Origin of the sequence: Bifidobacterium thermophilum, assembly GCF_002846655.1 — a bacterium.
GTDB lineage: Bacteria > Actinomycetota > Actinomycetes > Actinomycetales > Bifidobacteriaceae > Bifidobacterium > Bifidobacterium thermophilum.
In genome coordinates this window covers 514188-534632 of sequence record NZ_PCGX01000008.1, presented here as the reverse complement: position 1 = coordinate 534632, position 20445 = coordinate 514188, and the positions used below count along the sequence as shown (strand labels likewise).

20 protein-coding genes are annotated in these 20445 nt (G+C 60.7%); 12 read left to right on the top strand and 8 right to left on the bottom strand.

Features of this window, described 5'->3' with window-relative positions:
* Nucleotides 1-33 precede the first annotated feature (33 nt).
* From CQR48_RS04910 to CQR48_RS04900, 3 genes are all read right to left on the bottom strand, one after another.
* A complete protein-coding gene (locus CQR48_RS04910; RefSeq protein WP_101452172.1) occupies nt 34-384 on the bottom strand; it encodes a hypothetical protein in 351 nt (116 codons plus the stop codon).
* Nucleotides 369-1040, bottom strand: a complete 672-nt coding sequence (locus CQR48_RS04905; protein ID WP_143252488.1) for a 3'-5' exonuclease family protein — start codon at nt 1038-1040, stop codon at nt 369-371. Before CQR48_RS04905 ends, CQR48_RS04910 begins: the two co-directional genes overlap by 16 nt.
* Before the next feature lie 250 nt (nt 1041-1290).
* Complete coding sequence (locus tag CQR48_RS04900) at nt 1291-1935, bottom strand: hypothetical protein (protein WP_101452170.1); 645 nt, start codon at nt 1933-1935, stop codon at nt 1291-1293.
* Between the two features lie 45 nt (nt 1936-1980).
* Here CQR48_RS04900 and CQR48_RS04895 point away from each other — a divergent pair, with 45 nt between their 5' ends.
* Complete coding sequence (locus CQR48_RS04895) at nt 1981-2961, top strand: hypothetical protein (RefSeq protein WP_143252487.1); 981 nt, start codon at nt 1981-1983, stop codon at nt 2959-2961.
* 529 nt (nt 2962-3490) lie between these two features.
* On the opposite strand, the gene CQR48_RS04885 is transcribed toward CQR48_RS04895, so the two are convergent.
* From CQR48_RS04885 to CQR48_RS04870, 4 genes are all read right to left on the bottom strand, one after another.
* Entirely contained in the window at nt 3491-4948 is a 1458-nt protein-coding gene (locus CQR48_RS04885; protein ID WP_101452167.1) for an N-6 DNA methylase, read from the bottom strand.
* Nucleotides 4938-5900, bottom strand: a complete 963-nt coding sequence (locus CQR48_RS04880; RefSeq protein WP_101452166.1) for a XamI family restriction endonuclease — start codon at nt 5898-5900, stop codon at nt 4938-4940. Before CQR48_RS04880 ends, CQR48_RS04885 begins: the two co-directional genes overlap by 11 nt.
* Nucleotides 5901-6016: 116 nt before the next feature.
* Nucleotides 6017-6601 (bottom strand): DUF2058 domain-containing protein, encoded by a 585-nt coding sequence (locus CQR48_RS04875; RefSeq protein WP_143252486.1) that lies wholly within the window; start codon nt 6599-6601, stop codon nt 6017-6019.
* Nucleotides 6556-7116 carry a hypothetical protein gene (locus CQR48_RS04870; protein ID WP_143252485.1) on the bottom strand — a complete coding sequence of 187 codons (561 nt, stop codon included), beginning with the start codon at nt 7114-7116 and terminating at the stop codon, nt 6556-6558. The genes CQR48_RS04875 and CQR48_RS04870 overlap by 46 nt, the downstream gene beginning before the upstream one ends.
* 43 nt (nt 7117-7159) lie before the next feature.
* Here CQR48_RS04870 and CQR48_RS04865 point away from each other — a divergent pair, with 43 nt between their 5' ends.
* Both CQR48_RS04865 and CQR48_RS04860 read left to right on the top strand, forming a co-directional pair.
* The gene (locus CQR48_RS04865; RefSeq protein WP_101452163.1) at nt 7160-7606 is read left to right on the top strand and encodes a hypothetical protein; all 447 of its coding nucleotides are present in this window, start codon (nt 7160-7162) and stop codon (nt 7604-7606) included.
* A gap of 9 nt (nt 7607-7615) precedes the next feature.
* Nucleotides 7616-7825 carry a hypothetical protein gene (locus CQR48_RS04860; RefSeq protein ID WP_101452162.1) on the top strand — a complete coding sequence of 70 codons (210 nt, stop codon included), beginning with the start codon at nt 7616-7618 and terminating at the stop codon, nt 7823-7825.
* Nucleotides 7826-7888: 63 nt separating this feature from the next.
* Here CQR48_RS04860 and CQR48_RS04855 read toward each other — a convergent pair whose 3' ends face one another.
* Entirely contained in the window at nt 7889-10204 is a 2316-nt protein-coding gene (locus tag CQR48_RS04855; RefSeq protein WP_101452161.1) for a hypothetical protein, read from the bottom strand.
* A gap of 77 nt (nt 10205-10281) precedes the next feature.
* On the opposite strand from CQR48_RS04855, the gene CQR48_RS04850 reads away from it, so the two are divergent.
* The 9 genes from CQR48_RS04850 (at nt 10282) to CQR48_RS04810 (ending at nt 20341) form a co-directional block, all read left to right on the top strand.
* Nucleotides 10282-10680, top strand: coding sequence for a hypothetical protein (locus CQR48_RS04850; protein ID WP_143252484.1), 399 nt, complete (start codon nt 10282-10284; stop codon nt 10678-10680).
* Nucleotides 10677-11093, top strand: coding sequence for a hypothetical protein (locus CQR48_RS04845; protein ID WP_101452159.1), 417 nt, complete (start codon nt 10677-10679; stop codon nt 11091-11093). Before CQR48_RS04850 ends, CQR48_RS04845 begins: the two co-directional genes overlap by 4 nt.
* Nucleotides 11081-11377: a VRR-NUC domain-containing protein gene (locus CQR48_RS04840; RefSeq protein WP_101452158.1), complete on the top strand. Its 297-nt coding sequence runs from the start codon at nt 11081-11083 to the stop codon at nt 11375-11377. The genes CQR48_RS04845 and CQR48_RS04840 overlap by 13 nt, the downstream gene beginning before the upstream one ends.
* 987 nt (nt 11378-12364) lie before the next feature.
* Entirely contained in the window at nt 12365-13801 is a 1437-nt protein-coding gene (locus tag CQR48_RS04835) for a UTP--glucose-1-phosphate uridylyltransferase (RefSeq protein ID WP_101452157.1), read from the top strand.
* A gap of 128 nt (nt 13802-13929) precedes the next feature.
* Nucleotides 13930-15852 carry a helix-turn-helix transcriptional regulator gene (locus CQR48_RS04830; protein ID WP_101452156.1) on the top strand — a complete coding sequence of 641 codons (1923 nt, stop codon included), beginning with the start codon at nt 13930-13932 and terminating at the stop codon, nt 15850-15852.
* A gap of 42 nt (nt 15853-15894) precedes the next feature.
* Nucleotides 15895-16209 carry a hypothetical protein gene (locus CQR48_RS04825; protein ID WP_015450563.1) on the top strand — a complete coding sequence of 105 codons (315 nt, stop codon included), beginning with the start codon at nt 15895-15897 and terminating at the stop codon, nt 16207-16209.
* Nucleotides 16210-16256: 47 nt separating this feature from the next.
* A complete protein-coding gene (locus CQR48_RS04820) occupies nt 16257-18860 on the top strand; it encodes a DEAD/DEAH box helicase (protein ID WP_101452155.1) in 2604 nt (867 codons plus the stop codon).
* Between the two features lie 158 nt (nt 18861-19018).
* Entirely contained in the window at nt 19019-19366 is a 348-nt protein-coding gene (locus CQR48_RS04815) for an RNA polymerase-binding protein RbpA (RefSeq protein WP_101452154.1), read from the top strand.
* 243 nt (nt 19367-19609) lie between these two features.
* Nucleotides 19610-20341 (top strand): HAD hydrolase-like protein, encoded by a 732-nt coding sequence (locus tag CQR48_RS04810; protein WP_015450560.1) that lies wholly within the window; start codon nt 19610-19612, stop codon nt 20339-20341.
* Nucleotides 20342-20445 lie beyond the last annotated feature (104 nt).

Sequence of the window (20445 nt, the reverse complement as noted above, 5' to 3'; positions counted from 1 at the left end):
CGGTAGTCGCTGAACAATCTCAACCGCCACTGTTCAGCGACGCCTGCGGCGCGTGGTTTTGGACGCTCGTCGCGTACCGGCACCCGTCTTGGCGTCTCCTTTGGTTTTCCGTTCCTGTTGTCCATGTTCCCTCCGTTTCTCCCGGCGCGCCCGCCATATGTCGCGGCCGACCAGCCAGAGCGTCCAGCCCGTCGCGACGACGACGAGCAGGAGCCCCTGCTGGGTGCGGTCGCCGGCGAGCATGATGTTCCATGCGGCGACCAGCCACGGGCTGGATACGACGACCACGGCGAGCAAGGCGAGCCGTTTCACCACTCTCCGAACCGTCGGGCTGTGCCAGACGCGCAGCCACCAGCCGCCTATGCGATTCAGAAATGCGTGCATGCCATGTCCTCCATGATCGCCCGGCAGGTCGCCATGGACCCGTCCAGGCAGGTGTCCACCCGATGGTCAGTCCCGTGGCGCGGCAGCCGGTCGGCCAGGTCGGGCGCCCATGCCCGGATGGCGACGAGGAGACTGGACACGTCGAGGATGCGGTGATGCACACCGTCCAGGACGGACGGCATGTGCGTGTCGATCCACGTACGGTCGAAGGAGACGGAGGAGCCGGCGAGCAGGACGGTGTGCCCGTCGAGCCGGCGTTCCACGTATCGGCGCGCCCAGACGATGACCTGCGCCAGCGGGGGCGCGTCCCGGCATGCGGCGAGCAGTCCGTTCGGCGTATGCATGGCGCGGGTGAACGGGTCGGGCGTGCCCGACCAACGGATGGGCGTGCTCAGCCCGTCGTCGAGACGCTTCAGGCCCATGTCCGTGTATCTCAATCCGATTTCGAGCAGGTCGCCTTCGGCGGGGTCGAGGGACGTGGTCTCCACGTCCGCCCACAGCAAGAGAGGATTATCCATACCCGCCCATATGCGTCCCCGCCGGACGCATACGGGTAGGGTCATGGATTGGTTCGACAGGCTTGCCGCCCAGTGGGCGGCGCTCACCGGGGTGCTCGCCGGGGTGCCCGGCTGGGTATGGGTGTTCCTTGCGTCCATGATTTTGTCGTTGATGGCCTTATGGCGCATGGAAGGCCCCGGTCATGACCTTAGGCTTGGACGGGATTTCTGGCGGGCGCTTATCGGGGACGACGGTATTTGGTTGACTGCACGTCGCCGATTCCTTCGATGGTATGCCTTGGCGTTGGCCGGATTGCTTGGCATGGTGTGCAGTGTCGTGTGGGTGGTGCCATTATTGTTTCCCTTGCTGGCCGTCCCGGCGATTATCGTCTGCAGGACATTCCGTTCGCTAAGAGAGTGTGATAGGCCGGTCGCCGGAGACGATATGGCCGACCCGATGGGCGATGAACACCATGACCGCCGTCAAGATGCCGGCGAGAGCGACAGCGATATAGCCGGGCAAGCCAAGGGGGATGACGGCGACGACAAGGGCGGCGAGGGCGATAGCCAGTGACGTCAACGTGAGATTCAAGGCTGCACGGGCGCGAAGCTCCTCTATTTCGGTCCGGCGCATCGCTATCAGTCGATGACATTCCGCCAACAACGACTCCCATTCGTCATTCGGCCAAACGTCACCGGTGTGGGCACGCCACCCTGCAAGGAAGGTCTCGAATCGCCTGACGGCGACCGCCATATCCGGCACGGTTTTCTCCCAATCCGACCCCAATCGGGCGGCGAGCCCCCGCAAATCCCTTGTCGACTCCAAGACGACCGCCCGATACGCCTGCTCCGCCGCAAGCGCGGCGTCGAGACTCCCGTGTATTCGGCAACGAAAACCTGCTTCGAGAATGACCAAGGTGCCCCCGTTGCGCCAAGCCACCAGTGTTGCCGGTATTTGGCACACTTTCCAATCTTTGCCCTGTAAATCCCGGATGATATCCACGCAGGTCGTGACATCAATCAGGCGGTGCATGTTCTCTGTCTCTATGTCCATACAGCCTGACCGTATCCGACGTCCGTGACGCATAGCCTTCCCGTCATGGAACAGTTCGACCCGATGGATGACCGGTGGTGGACGGCCGGCTCCAGTCTCAACTGGTGGGACTCCACCAGCCCCGTCCGCCCCGCCTGGGTGCCCGGCCACGACGAGTCGGTCGCCGCGCTGCGCCGCGACCTGAAACTTGTGCTCGCCACGCTCAGGCAGGTCCACCAATACCGGACCGTCGACACGGGCTCGCTCGCCATGCTCGACCCGGGACTGCCCGCCAACCCCGCGTCCCTGCTGTACACGCGCATGGTGGGCGCCGGCATTCTCGAACTCGGGCTGCCGATCCCGACCGGCGGGAAAGCCGTCGGCAACCCGAAGTACTCGCCGTTCGCCGCGCTCCGGCTCCCCGCGCACCGCAGGCTCGAAACCCCGCTGCTGCGCCTGGGTTTCACGCCCGTCGACATCGCCTCCCTCGGCCCCGGCCCCTTGCGCGGCGCCCGCCAGTACGACCGGCACAACCTCATCTGCGTATCCCTCGCCCTGACGGCCCGCCGCGCCGGCTGGCGCACCTGGGGGGAGGCGTACGGGCGGTTCAGCCTCATGACCGGCGATCCGCTCATGGGCTCCGGCGGCCCCGACCTGATGCTCCAGGGGGAGGCCGGATGGTGCGCGGTCGAACTGACGGCGAGCGCCGGACAGACCCTGGAGGAGAAGTTCCGCCGGTGGGACCGGGTGCTCGCCCACCCAGGGTGCCCGCCGATGGACGTGCTGTGGCTGGACGCGTCCCGCGACCACACGCTCCTGGACCCGTTGAAGGGTCTGGCGGCCGCCCGTCCGCGGCAGCACGCCGGCTCGGCCGCCGCATGGCGGGACACGCTGGCCTGCGACGACGGGTTCCATATGGAGCCGGGCACGCCCCCGCCATTGCCGGACTGGATGCGCTCGAATGTGGAACGGCTGGCCGCGCTCGTCGGCTTCCCGGACGCGTCCGGGTGGCGGATCCCGCCGCGCATCAACGGGCGGTACCGATGACCCGGTGGCTGCTGCGGTTGACCGCGGAGCTGTCCGCCGTCGAGGGAGTATTATCCCAGGTGCCCGGCTGGGTGTGGACTGCCGTCGCTGCGTCGAACCGAACGAGGAATACCGTGTCGTGGACGAGCCGGACGAGGAGGAACGTTTCTGTGTCGTCGCGCTCTTCTTCTGCGCATGCTGCGCCACCGCATCCGCCTGCGCCCGCTTCGTGCCGAACAGACGATCCCGGTCGGTGATCTTCGGGTGCGCTTGGACGATGTCCGTCTGGTTGAGCAGATGCCGGCGTTCCATCAGCTCGTCCTCTATCTGCGCCGCCGTGGCCTGCGTCCTGTCCTCGATGTCCTGAAGATGCCCCTCCAGGACGTTCGCCATCATCATTGCGCGCAGCTCTTGCGGACGGCCATACGCCCGTGGAGGCGACGTAAGACGGGGGTTGGCGCAAGCCGGCCGCAACGCGGACGCCTGTGAAACGGGAACCCGCCGAACCGTAAGCCTTCATTAAGGCGAACGGCGTAGGAATCCCCGCCCTTCAGGACGGGGAGGAAGTCAATGGCAGCGACATGAGTTCGCGGGGTTCCAATTTCTTCAGGCCGCCGCCGTACTCACGGCCTCCGTTGATTAAGACGTCGGAGGGGATGTTGTTCAGCATGTTGCACATGCTGTCAAGTTCTTCCTCGGACATCGAAGTCTGTGGGTACAGGCCAAGGTAGGCGTTCGTTATCGTCGCATCCGACTTGTTTCTGATGAACCTGAACGGCGTGCTGTCGGACCGGCTCATGTATGTGCATACAATCGGCGCACTTTTCGTGTTGCCGATTGAGTACCAGGGTGAGCGGTGGCGGAGAATGTAGCTTCCTCTGATTTTTTCAGGGCATCCGTCTAGATATTTCCGCACTGGTGTGGGAAGGTTCGCATAGCTGGCTGTCCTAGGGATGTTGAGCAGCGCTATGTCGGACTCCTGCGGCCAGCCGGAGGCGTCCGAAGTGACCTCGGAAAGATGGAAGGATCGGGGCGCAGGGAGGATTGGGGACAGCCATTCATCTGCGATGCCCTCGTTGTGCCATTCATCTCGTGTCTTGATGAAGAATGAGTTGCCTCCGGTTGCGATTCCGCGCTTGGCCTTGAAGTAATCGCCCAGCACGCGGCCGCTATGGTTTTCCCGTTCCTCGTAATTCTCAAGATGTTGCCATTTCGGAAGCGCGGCTAGTTCGCGCAGCGGAATGCTGATCGTCTTGCGGGGTGATCTGAAGTCTCCGTAGGTGAAAACTGCTCTCGCACCGTCGCCGGGCTTTTCTCTCTTGATAACAGTGACGCATGAGGTCACCAGAGCATCGTCGAACTGTAGGTTTTCCGGGTCAAAGAAGTGTATTCTCTCCAAGGTGACTTTTTGGGTGAGGAATTTGCGGATTGGCTCGCCATAGTTCACTGAGAAAAGTTCGGAGGGGATGAGCCAAGAGCCGATGCCTCCTGTTTTCAGCATGCCGGTTCCGACCAGGAGAAAATAAGCGTGCAGTCCGGCAAGACCGGAAAGGGAAACGCCGGAGAAGGACACGGCGAGCTGCGAATAGAACCGCTTCTCCGATTGTGACAGATGATGGTGTCGAGAGTATGGGGGATTGGAGATGATCGCATCGAATTGCTCTGATTCCGACGATGCGTAGTCGAAGAAATCGGCATTGACGATGTTGCATGAATCATTTGCCCACAAGCGTTGGGCGGTCTCGCTCAATGAGGAATCCTTTTCCACTCCTGTGATCGTGAATGAATCAGACAGAGCGGATAATGCTGATATGAATGATCCTGTGCCGCAGGATGGCTCAAGGACATGGCTGTCGCTGGGTACGCGGGACTGAAGATCCTCGGCCATGGCCCTTGCCAGATCATAAGGCGTGGCGAACTGTCCGTGTTCGTTGCGTTCCTCCTGTGAATGGGTGGAATCGAACGCGTCCTGTTCGTGCCGTCGTATTGTTTCGTTCTCACTTACCATCAGGCACCAGCTTATCGAAGTCCTCGATGCGATGCTCCCAAACCCAATCCATGTGGTTTGCGGCCTCGTACCCCAGATACGTTGATTCGAAATAGCCACAAAGGAACAAGTAGAGAGTCACGTCGCCGTATGTTCCCCGCAGCTGGGAGACTTTCGTATCCTCTTCCTTCCTGCGCTTGTTCGTATTGGTCGCATCTCCGGCGCACTTGCACTCAATCAGAATCGGGCGCGTGCCGTTGAACGGCATGATCGCCATGTCCACAGGAGTGTTGACCATGCCGTCTGCATCGTTCTGCGCGTTCTTGTACATGCTCACGTTCTTGTGGTGGCTGTACGTCCCTGGTTCCATGTCAAAGGCCTGGACCGAGGGGTCTTCAACTCTGTGATATCCCTTGGCATCCAGATAGGCATCCAACTTCTCAAGCTGACGTCGTTCCTGCTCGTTGCGAATTCGTGGGTCCGTCAGGGAGCCGCAGAGCCTGTCTCCGGCGACGCACGCCGCAATCTCTATCTCCCGCTCGGTAGGCCTGGCGTCGGGACTTTGCAACCATGCGCAAAGCTGTGTATCGGTCAGGCGTTTGAGCACGGGGAGCATTCTCGCGATGGCTTTCTGACGCTGCGTGCGTGAGCTTCCCCGCACCACCTTGCCCGCCTCCATGGATTGCACGATGGTCCTATTGACTTGTGCCAGGCCAGCCAGACGGTCACGTGCGATGGGCGGGGCGCAGAACATCCTCGCTATGGAAAGAGATTCTGGATTGTCCCACAGATACGCCTCGTTGAGCGAGCGAAGGTAGTCAGTTCGCTGGAGAAGATCCTGGACGCCTTCGATACATTCGCCTCTTGCCGACTGAAAGGTTTTCGGCGCGTAGTTGAAGAACCATTCGTTGTATTGGAGTATCGATTCCTGGGTGTCCTCGTTCCAACGATAGGGCTTGTTCGCGTTGATCACACTAGGCTCCTGTCATCATGGGGGTATCTCTGATTCCGATTGTATTGCAAACCACACTCATTTCGGTAAAGACCGATATCGGCAAATACTGAAAGAGTGAGGTTGTCGTTCAACGTTCAGAGTTTCGGCTTGATATTCGGACGCACGGTGGTGCGCTCCATACCGTCACCTTCCCAATGCCACCTGATTTCAGTCTTGGGAGCACCAATCTGCCCAGTCCCCAGTGCTATGTAGACGATGCTATCTCCCGGCTCGCATTTGAACGGCGTGCTCTCGCTGAAATGGAATAAACCCTGTAGTTTGGGGTCTGAGGCTCGCACGGCGGTGACGATCACGTTTCTGTTGCCCTCGTTGCGCATGCGGAACAACTCGCCCCTCACCCATTCGGCATCGCCCCACGGAGCCTTGTCCGGCGGGTTCGCCGCCATGGCGATGCGGTTCGCCTCCTGAAGCTGCCTGACCTGTTCCTGTGCCGCCTTTGCCGCTGTCGCCGATGATTCCGCCTGGGCACGAAGCGCCGTCGCGGAGTCACGTTCGGTCTGGAGTTGATCTTTGAGAGTGGCGAGCTGTTCGTTGTGGCGCTTCTCGGTTGTCTTCGCTGTTTTCTTGTCTTTGATGGCTGTGATAACCCAACCTATTGCCGTGAAGGCCAACGCTATCGTTGCGATGGTAGTTGATAGTGTCCAGTCCCATGGACCCATGTGTTCCTCCTTCTTCTCTGCGGTAATTCGGTGGATACCGAAATACCGACAAGCCCATTGTAATCGAACAAATGTTCTATGTGGAATCTATGGTGAGTGGCATGAGCGAGTTCCTTTAGCCGCCGGGCGAAAAGGCGAGGATGAGAAACGAGGCAGTGTGTGTCGCGGCGAGACTGGCGCATGATGAGGAAGTGTTCCTGTCGGCGGATGGCGACCGCCATGTCCGGCACGCTTTCCTCCCAGAACGACCCCAGGCGGGAGATAAGTTTCTTCAAATCGGAGGTCGCCTGGGGGAGGGCCGCACGGTAGGCCTCCCGTGCGGCAAGGTCGCCGTCCAGTCTTTCATGAAGCGTGTAGCGGAACCCGGATTCGAGGAGTATTTGCATGTCGTTGATGCGCCATGCGACCAGGACGGTCGGCAACTGCCGTATATACCAATCGTCGGCTTCCAGTTGCTTCTTTTCCCTGTCTAGTTGGTCGCAGGACTGCAATTCCCCCAGATTCTCCATCTCCATGCGGCCCAACCGTATCCGGCGGGTCGGACGCATACCGGATGGCATGGATTGGTTCCAACGATTGCATACGGAGTTGTCCGCCATCGGCAACATGTGCGCCCAAGTGCCCGGCTGGGTGTGGGTATTCGGCGTCTTCGCCGTACTGATGTTTGTCTTCCATGAGGTGAACTGGTATTATCTGGCGGTCCTTTACCGGTATTCAGGTGGATGGCCGCAATGCAAACGGGAGGAACAGGAGTACCAGGAGGGTAGACGTTGGGCGCCGTTCTGGCATCGGCTCGTCCTTCTGTCCGCCGCGGGCATGGCGGCCGCCGCCGCCTGGGCGGAGCCGTTGCTGGTCATTCTGTCTGTGATATTGGCCTATCGCGCATGGCGCACCAACGTCAAATCCGTAACCCGTCTGGCTGAAGTATTGCCTTACCGGCTACCGCCGCGTCCCTTGATGACGGACGCCGAATGGGAGGAGGCCTTGCATGGGTGGGACGCATAGGAGGCGCGTATGGTGAACGACTATTACGCCTGGGCCGACCTGAAACGTGACGCCGGCCTGCTCGACCGCACTCACCGCATCCTCGCCACATTGGGGCCGGACGAGCGGCGGGTCGTCGAGGAATCCTACCGGACGGTCGGCCGGCTCGGCGCCGACTCGCTCGACGGGGCGCGCCTGGTCGCCAAGGCCGGCATGATCCGCGCCCGACAGGCCGCCTGAACAACATACGAAACCGCCCCCCGAAGGTCTCCCTCCGGGGGGCGGTTTCGTATCCCGTCAAGGTCAGGCGACGATGTCCTTGCCGCCCTCACCCTTGCGCCGGCGGCCCGCCAGCCAGGCGACACACCCGGCCAGCACGGCGACCAGGGCGAGCGCCGCGGCGCCGATGGCGCCGACCACCGTGCCCGTCTGGGCGAGCGACCCGGCCTGTGTGCCGGAGAGCACGGGCAGCGGGGCCTGCGAGATGTCGAACGTGTACACGGTCTTCACCTGCCCGTCCGCGCTCGTCACGGTGACCACGGCCTTCCCGTCCGCCTTGTGCGTGGACACGGTCATGCCGGTCGACTGGTCGAACACCGGCATCACCGTGTACCGGGCCGGGTCGGACACCTGCACCGCGTATTCGTGGCGCGCCGGGTCGAAGCCGTTCAGATCCTTCCCGTCGAACCGGATGCCGGTCAGTTCGGCCTTGTGGGTCGCGGCCGTCAGGTAGGTCACGTCCACCGTGTGGATGCCGACATGGTTGTCCGGGCTCAGCACGGTCAGCGTATACCGCCAGGTCATCCCCGACGTGCGCCCGCCCTTCACGGTCACCACCTGGTTCTGGTACGACTCGTAGGCGAACGTGCCGCCCTCCGGGATCGTATGGTCGTCGGTGGCGAACGGCTTGTACTGGGTGTTCCCGTCCTTGTCCTTGATGGTGTACCCGTAGGACTTGAGGTCGGTGACGGACGGGCCGGGCGCCGGCGTCTTGCCGTCCTGGTCGGTCGGGTCGGCCGGCTCGAACCGCTCCGCGGCGGTCGGGTCGTGCTTGCGGATGACGGTCACCGAGTAGACGCGGGTCTGCCCGTTCTTCGAGACCGTCCACTCCTGGCGGGTCGTGCCCGCGCCTTGGGTCACGTCGGATGCGGCGACCGTCTGCCCGTCGGCGGCCTTCGGGCTGACCTTGTACGGCTCGTCGCCCTTGGCGACGATCGTATAGTCGAGCGTGTCCGCGTCCCAACCGGCGATGGGCTGCCCGTTGACGAGAAGCCCGGCGAGCCGCGCGTCCGTGTCCGTCACCTGGCGGGCGGGCGCGTCGAACGGGAGCGTGACCGTGACGCGCGTGGCCTGCGGGGCGCCGGACGCGTCCGTGTATGTGGTGGTGACGGTCCAGGAGCGGGTGCCGTCCGCGGCGACCGTCTGCTTGCTGATGGTGGTTTCCGCGTCCCGCCCGTCCGTCGCGGACAGGGTGAACGCGTCGCCCATCTCGCTGTACGGCAGCTTGTCGAGCGTGACCGGGTCGCTTTTCGTCTTGTCGTAGCCGGACACGTCGACGGACCGCTGGTTGCCGGACTTGTCCGTGTAGGTGAGCGTGAGCCGGGCGGTCGAGTCCTGGGTGCGCTGGGCGGTCAGGTTGAGCTTGACCTTGGTTTGTTTGCCGCTCTTGTCCGTGACGGTGACCTGGTTCGTCGCGGTGCGCTTCAGGGTGACGGACCCGTCCTTGGCGGTCGTGTACTGGATGGCGCTCCAATCCATGCCGGTCAGCTGGGTGCCGTCGGTCAGGGCGATGGCCGCGGGGCCGTAGTCCTTGTTGTTGGCATCGCTTTCCAGTGCCGTGGTGCCGCTCAGCAGATAGAAACCGGTCGGATTGCCTTTCTCGTCCGTCTCCTGGGTGATGTCCGCGTTCAGCTGATCGGACAGAACGGCCTGGACGGCCTTCCCGTCCGTCCACCCGGCGGTCACCTCGAAGGCGGGGCGGCTGCCGGACGCGGCGGCCACGTAGGTGGCGGTCCGGTCGGTCTGGTCGTACAGTTTGCTCGCCGTCGCCGTGTCCCCGCCCTTGTCATGGGTGAGGTTCACCTTCGACCCGTCGGAGCCGACGGCCTGCAGGTCGCCGGTCGGCTTGTGGGTGAGTGTGCCGGTGTACTTGTCGGTCGTGCCGCCGGAGTCCTTCCCGGCGCTCAGGGTGATGGTCTGGCCGCCGTCGGTCACAGTCCAGGATGCGACGGTCATGTTCGCCGCCTGGGTCTTCAGGTCGGATACGGCCTTGTTCATCGCATCCACGTCGTCCGTGGTGACCCCGGACTTCCGCCACAGTTGTTCGGCCGCGTCGTACGCTTCGACGAGCTTGCGCGCGGAGTCCGCGGTGTACGCGGTCTGCCCGCTCTGACTCGCCTTCACGTACACGGTTTTCGCCGTGCTGTCCTTGCCGTGCAGGACGTCGTCGAGCGTCGCGCACGCGGTGGCGAGGGTCGTGTTGTCCCGGTCGATGCTGTCCGGCGTGGAGCATGACTGGTTCGTGTTGTCCTGGGCTGTGTCGGCCATCGCGGCGGACGCTGGGATGACGCTCGCAGCCGCAAGCGTGATGGCGATGGCTGTCTTCATGGTTGGTTTCATATGTTCTCCATTCCCCCCGGCGCGGCCGGGGTGTCAGCTGACAGACGGTTGCTATGCGGGGACGCATACACCCGGGTATGGGTTACAGGGAAAGCATGCTCGGCGCGGCATTCACCATCGGCGCCGAACGCGACTCGAGGCTCGACCGGCTTCACGGCCGGCTCCTCGACGTGTTCAAGGACCAGAAGACCATCGTCGTATTGCGTGACCGGTTGTCATACAAGCTGTGCATCCTCGCATGGGGGCGGCTCGCCGTCATCGACTGGGATCCGGACCGCCGGCTGTACCGGCTCGACCGGCTCGGCATGACCGACCAGCCGCTGGACGACCTGATGCGGCGCGGCGTCGACCAGGACCGGCTCCGCGAGGCCGGCTGGGAGGCGTTCGCCGACGCCGACCGGGACGCCACGTATCTCGGACGCCATGACCCGCAGACGTGGGTGTACGGGATTCTCGGACGGGCGGACGCGTCATGAACGAAGACGACTGGCCTTCACTCGCCCTACGCATCCTCGACGGGACGGAGCCGGCGGACGCGCATGTCGACGACCGGAGCCGTGTCGTGCGCGGCGCGTGCGCCCGGGCCGACTCGCTGACCCGGCGCGGCATGCACCGGCTCGCCGGGGACACGGACACCGGAGTGCGCGCCCTGCTCGCGGAGCGCCCTGACCTGGACCCGGAGACCATCGACCGGTTGAGCTGGGATGTGCCGCGGGTCGTCGCCGCGCTCGCCCGGCGGCATCTGGCCGACCTGACCGTCGACCAGATGGGGCGTGTCCGGCTTGTCGAGGATGCGGGCGTGCAGGAGGCGTTGCATCAGACGCGGCTTGCCGACCTTATCAAGGCGTTGGGCGGTCCGGAGACGGGGCGGCGCGGATGGTTCAGGTAGAGCGGGACGTGGAGCGGCGGCTGGTCACGCTCGTGCGCCGGGCGGGCGGCTGGGCGCCGAAATGGGTGAGTCCCGGCACGTTGGGAGTGCCCGACCGCATCGTGTTCCTCCCCGGCGGGCGTGTCCTGTTCGTGGAGGTGAAGCGTCCCGGCGGCCGGCCCCGACCCTCCCAGGAGGCGGTGCATCGTCGCATGGCCCGGCTGGGCGTGCCCGTCGTGGTCGTCGATGACGCGGACGGGTTCGCCGCCGAATATCTGGGTGCCGCGGCGGACGGAAACCGGTAGCCGGAGCCGTGCTTCTGCCGCTTTTTTGCGATTTCGCCGGTTTCCTCGCCTTGATAATTGATTGATGTTTTGGCTTGTGTTGCTTGTTTTCCTGATTGTATGTGTGTTGATGATGGCTGGTTGGTTTGCTGTGTCGTCTGTTGTTGCTTGATGCGGTGATTGTGGTTGTGATATGTGAAGTGGGGTGTGTGGTTGCGTTTGTTGGTGATGTTGCGTGAGTTGGTGATGTTGCGTTTGGTGTTGGCGGATGTGTTGGTGATGTGTGATGTGAAGTAGGGGTGTGTGGTTGCGTTTGTGATTAGGTGGTTGTATGTGTCGGTTGCGTTTGTCGAGTGTGTGTTGCGTGAGTCGGTATGTTGCGTTTGGTGGTGTTGTGGTTTGCCGGGTGATGTTGCGTAAGTAGAAGATTGCGTCTGTCGGTTGCGTGGTTTGTGGGGGAGTTGTTGCGTTTATGGTGTCCGGTGTCGCAGCGAAGGATGATTGCCGATAAGCGAAGTGGAAAAGCCGGGGGGTTTGCAAGGGGGCGTGGATTGTTTCAAGGGGTCGCGGGTTCAAATCCCGCCGGCCCGACGAGAAAGCCGCGGAATTGCAACGATTCCGCGGCTTCTGTTTTTCATCCGGAGGGCGAACGTGCGACAACCGTGCGACACCGCCTACATATCCACGTCCAAATTCGAATGGAATCCGCCACCTGCCGTACCCACATCCAATGCGCCTGACGTCCCTGCTCCGCGTCGCCCAATGCGGTGTTGTGTGACATACTCGGACGTGCAATAGTTGCAGACGGCGCTTACAGACCGACCGGTCAAGGCTCATGGTTGAAGACCGGGTGCCTAGTGCCGCTCTTGGGGATTTGTTCATGCGCGCATCGCCATACGATTGGCGGATTCATCCACGAATCCTTCACTCGTATCGGGGTTGCAATGCGCGGACGTCGCCTCGATGGGGGTTACACTTATGAGCAGTCATGGAAGAAAGGGTTACGACATGACGGCAAACGAACACGCTGAACGTTGCGCACAAGTGATGCGGGAACATGGCATGAGCGAGATGGCCATCGCACAGTTCAGCCATCTGTATGACGTGTGGGCCGAAGGCTCCGAGACGACATGGATCCGCGAAGATGATGTCGAACCCTTGCGTGACGTCCCCAGCTTCCACGATATCTACCAGACCATCGATCATAACAAGGCTGTGGAGGCGTTCGGAAGGACGGCCTTCATCAAGCTCAATGGCGGTTTGGGAACCTCAATGGGCTTGTCCTGCGCGAAATCACTGCTGCCTGTGCGTCGCCACAAGGCTCGTCAGATGCGCTTCCTTGACATCATCATCGGCCAGGTGCTGACCGCGCGTGAGCGGCTCGGCGTGCCGCTGCCGTTGACGTTCATGAATTCCTTCCGTACCTCGGCCGATACATTGCGTGTCCTCGAAGCCACCCCGCGGTTCCATCAAGATGACATTCCCGTCGAGATCGTCCAGCATCGCGAGCCGAAGATCGATATCGCCACCGGCGAGCCGGTCCAGTATCCCCAGCGCCCCGAATTGGAGTGGTGCCCTCCGGGACACGGTGATTTGTTCTCCACGCTGTGGGAGTCGGGATTGCTTGACATCCTATGGGATAAAGGGCTGCGCTACCTGTTCATTTCGAATTCAGATAATCTCGGCGCACGTCCATCGCGCACTTTGGCGCAATATTTCGAAAACACCGGTGCTCCGTTCATGGCAGAGGTCGCGGTTCGCACCGAAGCCGACCGTAAGGGTGGACACCTTGTGCGCAGCCGCCGAACGGGACGTCTGATGCTCCGCGAGATGAGCCAGGTGCATCCTGAAGACCGCGCCCACGCACAGAACATCGGCAGGCATCCGTATTTCAACACGAACAGCCTCTGGATTCGCATCGATGCCTTGCGCGAACTGCTCGCCAGCCACCATGGGGTGCTGCCGCTGCCGGTCATCATCAACAAAAAGACGGTCGATCCCACTGACCCCTTAAGCACGCCGGTGATCCAGCTGGAGACCGCGATGGGCGCTGCGATTTCTCTGTTCGACGACGCGATTTGCGTCCAGGTGGACAGGATGCGGTTCCTCCCCGTAAAAACCACCGACGATCTGTTCATTATGCGGTCGGATAGATTCCACCTTACGGACCAGTTCGAGATGGAAGACGGCAATTACATCTTCCCCAATGTGGAACTTGATTCGCGGTACTACAAGAACATCGACGACTTCAACGAGCGTTTCCCGTACAATGTGCCTTCTTTGGCTGCCGCCAACTCGGTTCGTATCGAGGGGGATTGGACCTTCGGGCAGAACGTGTCGTTCTACGGCGACGCAGTCTTGCAAGACCAAGGACGGCCCAGTTACGTGCCAAACGGCGAATTCGTCGGCCCTCAGGGCATCGAGCCTGACGAGTGGCTCGCGTGATTATACCGCAGGCAAGAAATATCTCTTTTTTCGAGAAATGACCCACAGGAACATAAAAAGCCTCTAATATAGAGGAAAGGTGCTTTCCAGCACAGATACTCGAAGACTGTAACGATACGTGAGGACTAATGGCAGAGGGTAGCAACGGGAGACGGCGTTTTTCCGACAAATGGGGCAAGCACGAGCTTGATGTCTTGGCCGTATTGTCATCAGCCTTCCCCCAATGGCTCACTTCGCGCCAGATCGCGCAACGCGTGAAGGCGTATGCGGACTCATACGGGGAATTGGCTGATCAAGCGGCGAAGGCGGCTTTCGCCAAGCAGTTCCAGCGTGATCGCGCCAAACTCGCCGCCATGGGTATCGCAATTGAATCGCGGCAGCCGGAATATTCCTCGAAATCCGAAGGTCAGGATTTCGCGTCATACCGCTTGCAACTCGGGGACGAGCCTCGTGTCCGCCTGCATTTCGAGCCGGAGGATTTGCCTGTGCTCGCCGCAGCGAATTACCTCGCGCGTTCCATGTCGATTTCGTCAAGCGCTTCCAGTCAGCAGGTCCAGCACACCTCACGGACCGCGCCGCGCGTCCCTCAGACGCCTGTGCCCGGTCTTGGCTTGGATTCCATCGCTCCGGGGCTTGGTACACAGACCTTGCCCGAATCGCTGGTGAAGGTGATTGATTCCCGTCGCTTTGCGGCAACCGTGGATGTCGACGGCGAGCGCATCAACGTCGCCTACACGGATTCCGACGACTTGGCCATGTATGTGCTCGAACATCCAGGCGCGTATATCGTCAGCCCTCAGGAGGCCGTGGACGCGTTCAACCGCAGGCTCACCGCGGCGACGAAGTTCGAGCTAGCCGACTCCGCCCAGAATTCGGAGAGCTTGGAGGTCAATGCTCCCTCGATCAGTCGGCAGGTGCACGAACCTGGTGATCCGGAAAGCATAAAGGCCCGTCAGAAGAAGATCGGGCCGTCATTCCAGACCGGCAGCGAAGTTGACCGCAGGTTGAGGCTCATGCTGTTCCTGTCTGCCCATCTCGGCGAGGAGTTCTCGCTGGCCGAGCTTGCGGAGCGTTTCATTGGCAAGCCCAAGTCCGAGGATGAGCTCACCAAGTACGTCAACATCATCCACAAGGACATCAACACCTTGACGACGGTGTCCGATGACGGTGAGATGGCGGGTAGCCAGTTCTTCGATATCGATTGGCCGCTTCTGGACAGTGAGGGTATCGTGTCGGCCACGAATTCCCTTGGTTTGGAGCGTCTCGCCGGCATTTCCCAGCAGTATCTGAGCATGTTGACGGCTTCGGTGAGTTATCTGGCCCATTCGTCATTGCTTCCCGATCAGCAGCGCGACCAGGCGCAGTCGTTGTATTCGCGCTTGCGTCAGCATGTCAAGCCCGGTCAGACGCCGTGGCTGAGCCTGACCGGTTACGAACTCGAGCCCCGTGCGTTCTCGGTCGTCAAGCGTGCAATTTCCACGGACAGCCTGCTCGACATGGAGTACACGGATGGCGCGGGTCGTACCCGCCGTAAGCTGGTGGCCCCAGCGAAGATTTTCGTGGATGAGGGCGTGTACTATGTGGCGGTCTGGACGGATGTCGCATCCGCAGCTCCGCACGATGAAGCCAAGTTCGTGCAGAAGGACGTCACCATCAACAAGGCGAACGGTCTGCCCAGAGTGTGGCAGGTTCTGCGTCTTGCCCGTATCGAGAAGGCCGAGCTGGTCAAGCCGACCAAGAAGCTCGATATCCCGGATGTACCGGTGAGTGAACTGCGCAAGTGGAGTTTCGACAATGGCACGCAGACCGTGTTCATCACTGACCAGCCTGATTTACCGTTCACCAAGCGGCTCCCGGGCGCGACGGTGGAACCGTGCGGCAACGGGCAGAAAGTCCGGCTGATTGTATCTTCCGATTCGTGGTTCGTGGCCTTCTGCATTGCCCACGCGCGGCATATCACAGCGGTCGCCCCTGAGACCTTGCGTTCGATGATCAAGGCACGCGCCGAGCGTGAACTCAGCGTGGACAAGCGTGAAGACGACACTGACTGATAGGCTCGAATGCTGTCCGTATCCGTTTGACAGGAGGTTTCCATGCAATGGTGGGTTGTTTGGGTTGTGCTTGTCTTAGCGTTGCTGGTATCTCTTGCCGCGGGTGTCTGGTATGTGTTCAGACGGGGTCTGGCCGCATTGCATGTGGTCTCCTCGCTCGGTGATGCCATTGGCAGCAAGTTTGCCGCGGCGGACGGGGTCGATGAATCGCTGCCGAAACCGGCATCGTTCACGGTTCCGCTCCAGCAATCCATCGACCAGTACAGTTCCGCCCACGCCCAAGTGATCAGACGTGAGGAACACAAGCGCGAACGGCATGAGGCCGTATGGCGTCGTTGGGGCGTGTTTAACGAGTAACACCGTTCCACGGTATTCGTTCAGTGTTGACATGGGGGAGAGAAGGCATGTCTCGACATTCGCATTATGCCCCGCAAGGGCGTGGGACAGATTCCAGCCACAGTCAGGGGGAGATTCAGGATTCTCCGGCGCAACGGTACCAGCGGTTCAAACGCAACCAGCAGTATCGGAAAACGGCCGTGGCAAGGTTCGCGTCATCGCTGCCGTTCGATCTTGACGCTTTCCAGATTCAGGCGTGTGAAGCCTTGGAATCCGGGGACAATGTCCTTGTGGCAGCCCCGACGGGCGCGGGGAAGACGGTAGTCGCGGATTTCGCGATGTACTTGGCGCACGAACATCATGTCAAGGCGTTTTATACCACGCCGATCAAGGCGTTGAGCAACCAGAAGTACCATGATCTGTCCGCAATCTATGGCGCCGAGCATGTCGGGTTGCTCACGGGGGACACGTCCATCAACTCAGAGGCGGATATTGTCGTGATGACCACGGAAGTGCTGAGGAATATGCTGTACGAGCATTCCAACACCCTGCTCGCGCTTCAATACGTCATTCTTGACGAAGTCCATTATCTTGCCGACCGATTCCGTGGACCGGTGTGGGAGGAAGTCATCATTCACCTGCCGCAATCCGTTCGCATCGTCGGATTGTCTGCGACGGTATCGAATGTCGAGGATTTCTCCGCGTGGATTTCCTCGGTGCGTGGCTCCACCAGGCTAATCGTGTCCGAGCATCGTCCGGTGCCCCTTGAACAGCATGTGATGGTGCAGGCCAACGAGCGCACCGAACCGGAGCTCATCGACCTGTATCGTCGCGACAGTGACGGTGAGGCCACAACACGGCTCAATCCGCAATTGGCCAGACGCATCGATCAGCTGGAGCATCAAGCCGCCCGCAGGCGTCCACCCCATGGATCCCGCAAAGGCCGGGGCTTCGGCCGCGGGGCCGGTCGTTCGCAGTATGAAGTCGAGCGGTTTACCCCACGGCGTGCGGCAGTCATCGACGAACTCAATTTCCTCGGCATGTTGCCCGGAATCTATTTCATCTTCTCACGTAATGGCTGCGATCAGGCGGTCGAGCAGTGCATCAATGCGGGGCTCGAACTGACGACTGACGATGAGGCGATGCGGATCCGTGAGATTGTCGATGAGATGGTCGAAGGGCAGATGAGCCGCGACGATCTCAAAGCATTGCGATTCTCGCGATTCCGTTTCGCGTTGGAGGAAGGTTTCGCCTCGCATCATGCAGGTATGATCGCCCTGTTTAGACAGATTGTCGAACGTCTGTTCGAAGAGGGTCTGGTGAAAGTGGTATTCGCCACGGAGACTCTCGCGCTTGGTATCAACATGCCCGCCCGCAGCGTCATCGTCGAAAAACTTGAGAAATACGACGGTACAGGGCACGTCATGCTCACCCCTGGAGAATTCACGCAACTGACAGGCCGTGCGGGGCGTCGCGGTATCGATACGATCGGCCACGCGGTGATTGTCGACCATAAGGGGTTCGTTCCGGCCACCGCCGCGGCGTTGTCCAGCAAACGTGTGTATCCGTTGCATTCGAGTTTCAAACCTACTTTCAATATGGCTGTGAATCTGTTGTATTCCAGCTCCTACGAAACCGCCCGCAAGACGCTTGACCAGTCCTTCGCGCAATGGGAGGCGAATGAGTCGGCGTGGCAGCTTGAATCCGAAATCCATACGCTCGAACATGCTTTGGAAGGCTACGAGCAGGCGGCATACTGCGATCGCGGCGATTTCACCCAATTCATGCTGCTAAGGATGAAACTCAGCGATTTGCAGAAGAACGGGCGGCGCGAACTCAAACATCGTTCGTTCCCGTCTCAAGAGGCGCGTAGTGAGGCCTTCCATGATCTCGACAGGCAGATTGCCGAAGTCAAATGGGAACAGCAGCACCATCCTTGCGCCTCATGCCCTGATGTGCAGGAACACCTCAGGTGGGGGCATCGCTGGATGAGGGAGCGGCGCGAACTCGACCGGGTGCAACGGCGTTACGATTCGCGCACAGGGTCCGTGGCCAGGCAGTTCGACCGCATCTGCGACATCCTTGTCGAACTGGGGTATCTCGAACGCCATCTGAACGGCCAGGAGCAAACCTCTTTGGAATTAACTGCCGGCGGGCGCCTCCTCCGCCAGCTGTACAGTGAACAAGATCTTGTGCTCGCCCAAGCGATCCGTACCGGCTTGCTGGATACCTTGACCCCGCAGCAGCTTGCCGCCGCGTTGTCTGGGCTTGTCTATGAGTCGCGCAGGGGAGAGGGTGGTGAACCTCGCCGGTATCCTGGCGGCTCTACCGGTCCGGTCGCCCATGTCTGCTCGCAGTTGCGCGTGATGAGCATGCGTATCAATGCGTTGCGTGAGGATTATGGGCTGGAGCGGCTTCCGGATGTAGATTTCGGGATTGTCGATGCGGTGTATGCATGGGCCGACGGTGAACCTCTGGCCGTGATCCTTCACGACATGGATTTGACCGGCGGCGATTTTGTACGCAACATGAAGCGCCTGGCCGATATGTTGCAGCAGATAGCATCAGCGCTTCCCGGTGTTCCGGAATACGAGGGACCGCTGTCCGTGCATGCGCGTGCCGCCCAGTTGATGATTAACAGGGGAGTCGTGGCTTACTCGGGTGTTGACTGAGGAACAAGGGGTCACGGGGTCGTTCCCCCTGCTCGTCTTGGGTTTGTTCAGGATTGTGCCCCCAAGCCATGGCTCGTTTCGCCCGGGGAATATGCGGTGCGTCCGGGCTGTTAGGTAATTTGGATAGTTGACTAAACCCCTAGGAGGAATGGATCGACATGGCAGAACGCAGTCTGCGCGGTATGAGCATCGGAGCCAAGTCACTGGAATCAGACGACAATGTGGATTTCGCGGCCCGTAGTGACATCGCGTACGTGTGCCCGAACGGGCATCGTACGATTGTCCCGTTTGCCGAAGGTGCTGAGCCTCCGAAGGAATGGGAATGCCGTTGCGGTCAGATCGCCCATCGTGAAGGCGATCAGGACGCCGAGGACGACGAAATCAACAAGCCGACACGTACCCACTGGGACATGCTGATGGAGCGCCGTACTGAGGATGAGCTCAAGGAGTTGTTGGAAAAGCGGCTTCAGATGCATCGTGACGGTTGGATTCCGGATTACGAGTGATTTCCTTGGCTTGGCTCAGCGTCTACAAGCGCTGAGCCGGACTTGTTGTACTGAAGTGCCGTGCCATGGATATTGCCCCTGGCACGGCTCTTCGTATATCGGAGGGATTCCCGTGTATCAGTGGATTCCCGTGCGTTGGTTCGAACACGCCAAGGTCACACGTTCAAGGCATAATACGAATGGGGAGAAGCGTTGAGAAGACGTTTACCTTACAGCCTTCGGAGCATTCGGAGAGAGGACCGTATGACCGTATTGCATTCACCGCGGCGCATTGTGCTGCTTGACCTTGACGGTACGTTGACCAAATCTGACCCGGGCATCATCGCCTGCGTGATTAAGGCGTTTGAGGCGCTTGGCCGTCCGGTGCCGGACGAAGCGGAACTTCACCGGTTCATCGGGCCGGCGATCATTGAATCGATGAAGCGGAATCACATTCCGGATGATCAGTTGGCCAAAGCCGTCGAGATTTATCGTGATTATTACAGCAACAAGGCGGTGTTCGACGACCCCAATCATCCCGGGAACAAGGTACCGGGAAAGCTGTATAACACTGTGTATCCGGGCATTCCTGAGCAGTTGCAAGCATTGAGGGCCGACGGGTATTTCCTGGCCGTCACGACGTGCAAGCCGGAATATCAGGCGAAGCCGATTTGCGAGCATTTCGGGCTTGACAAGCTGGTCGATGCAGTCTATGGCGCCAGCAAAGACAATTCCAGGCTCGACAAGGACCAGGTCATCCGGTACGCGTTCGAAAATATGGGCTTCGATGTCATCCAAGGTGATCGCGCGTTGATGGTCGGCGACCGCTGGACGGATGTCGAAGGCGCGAAGGCATGCGGCTTGGATTGCCTGGGTTGCGGATGGGGGTACGCCGAGCCCGGAGAGCTCAACGAACATGGCGCGTACCGGATTATCGACGAAGTCAGCCAGTTGCGTGACGCCGTCGAAGATTACTTCAACATTGACGAAAACTAAATCAAAGGCAATCGACAATCCATAATCGGAATGGATGCCGATTCGAACATAACACATTCGCCCGGATGCAGAATGATATGCATCCGGGCGTTCTTATTGCGTGC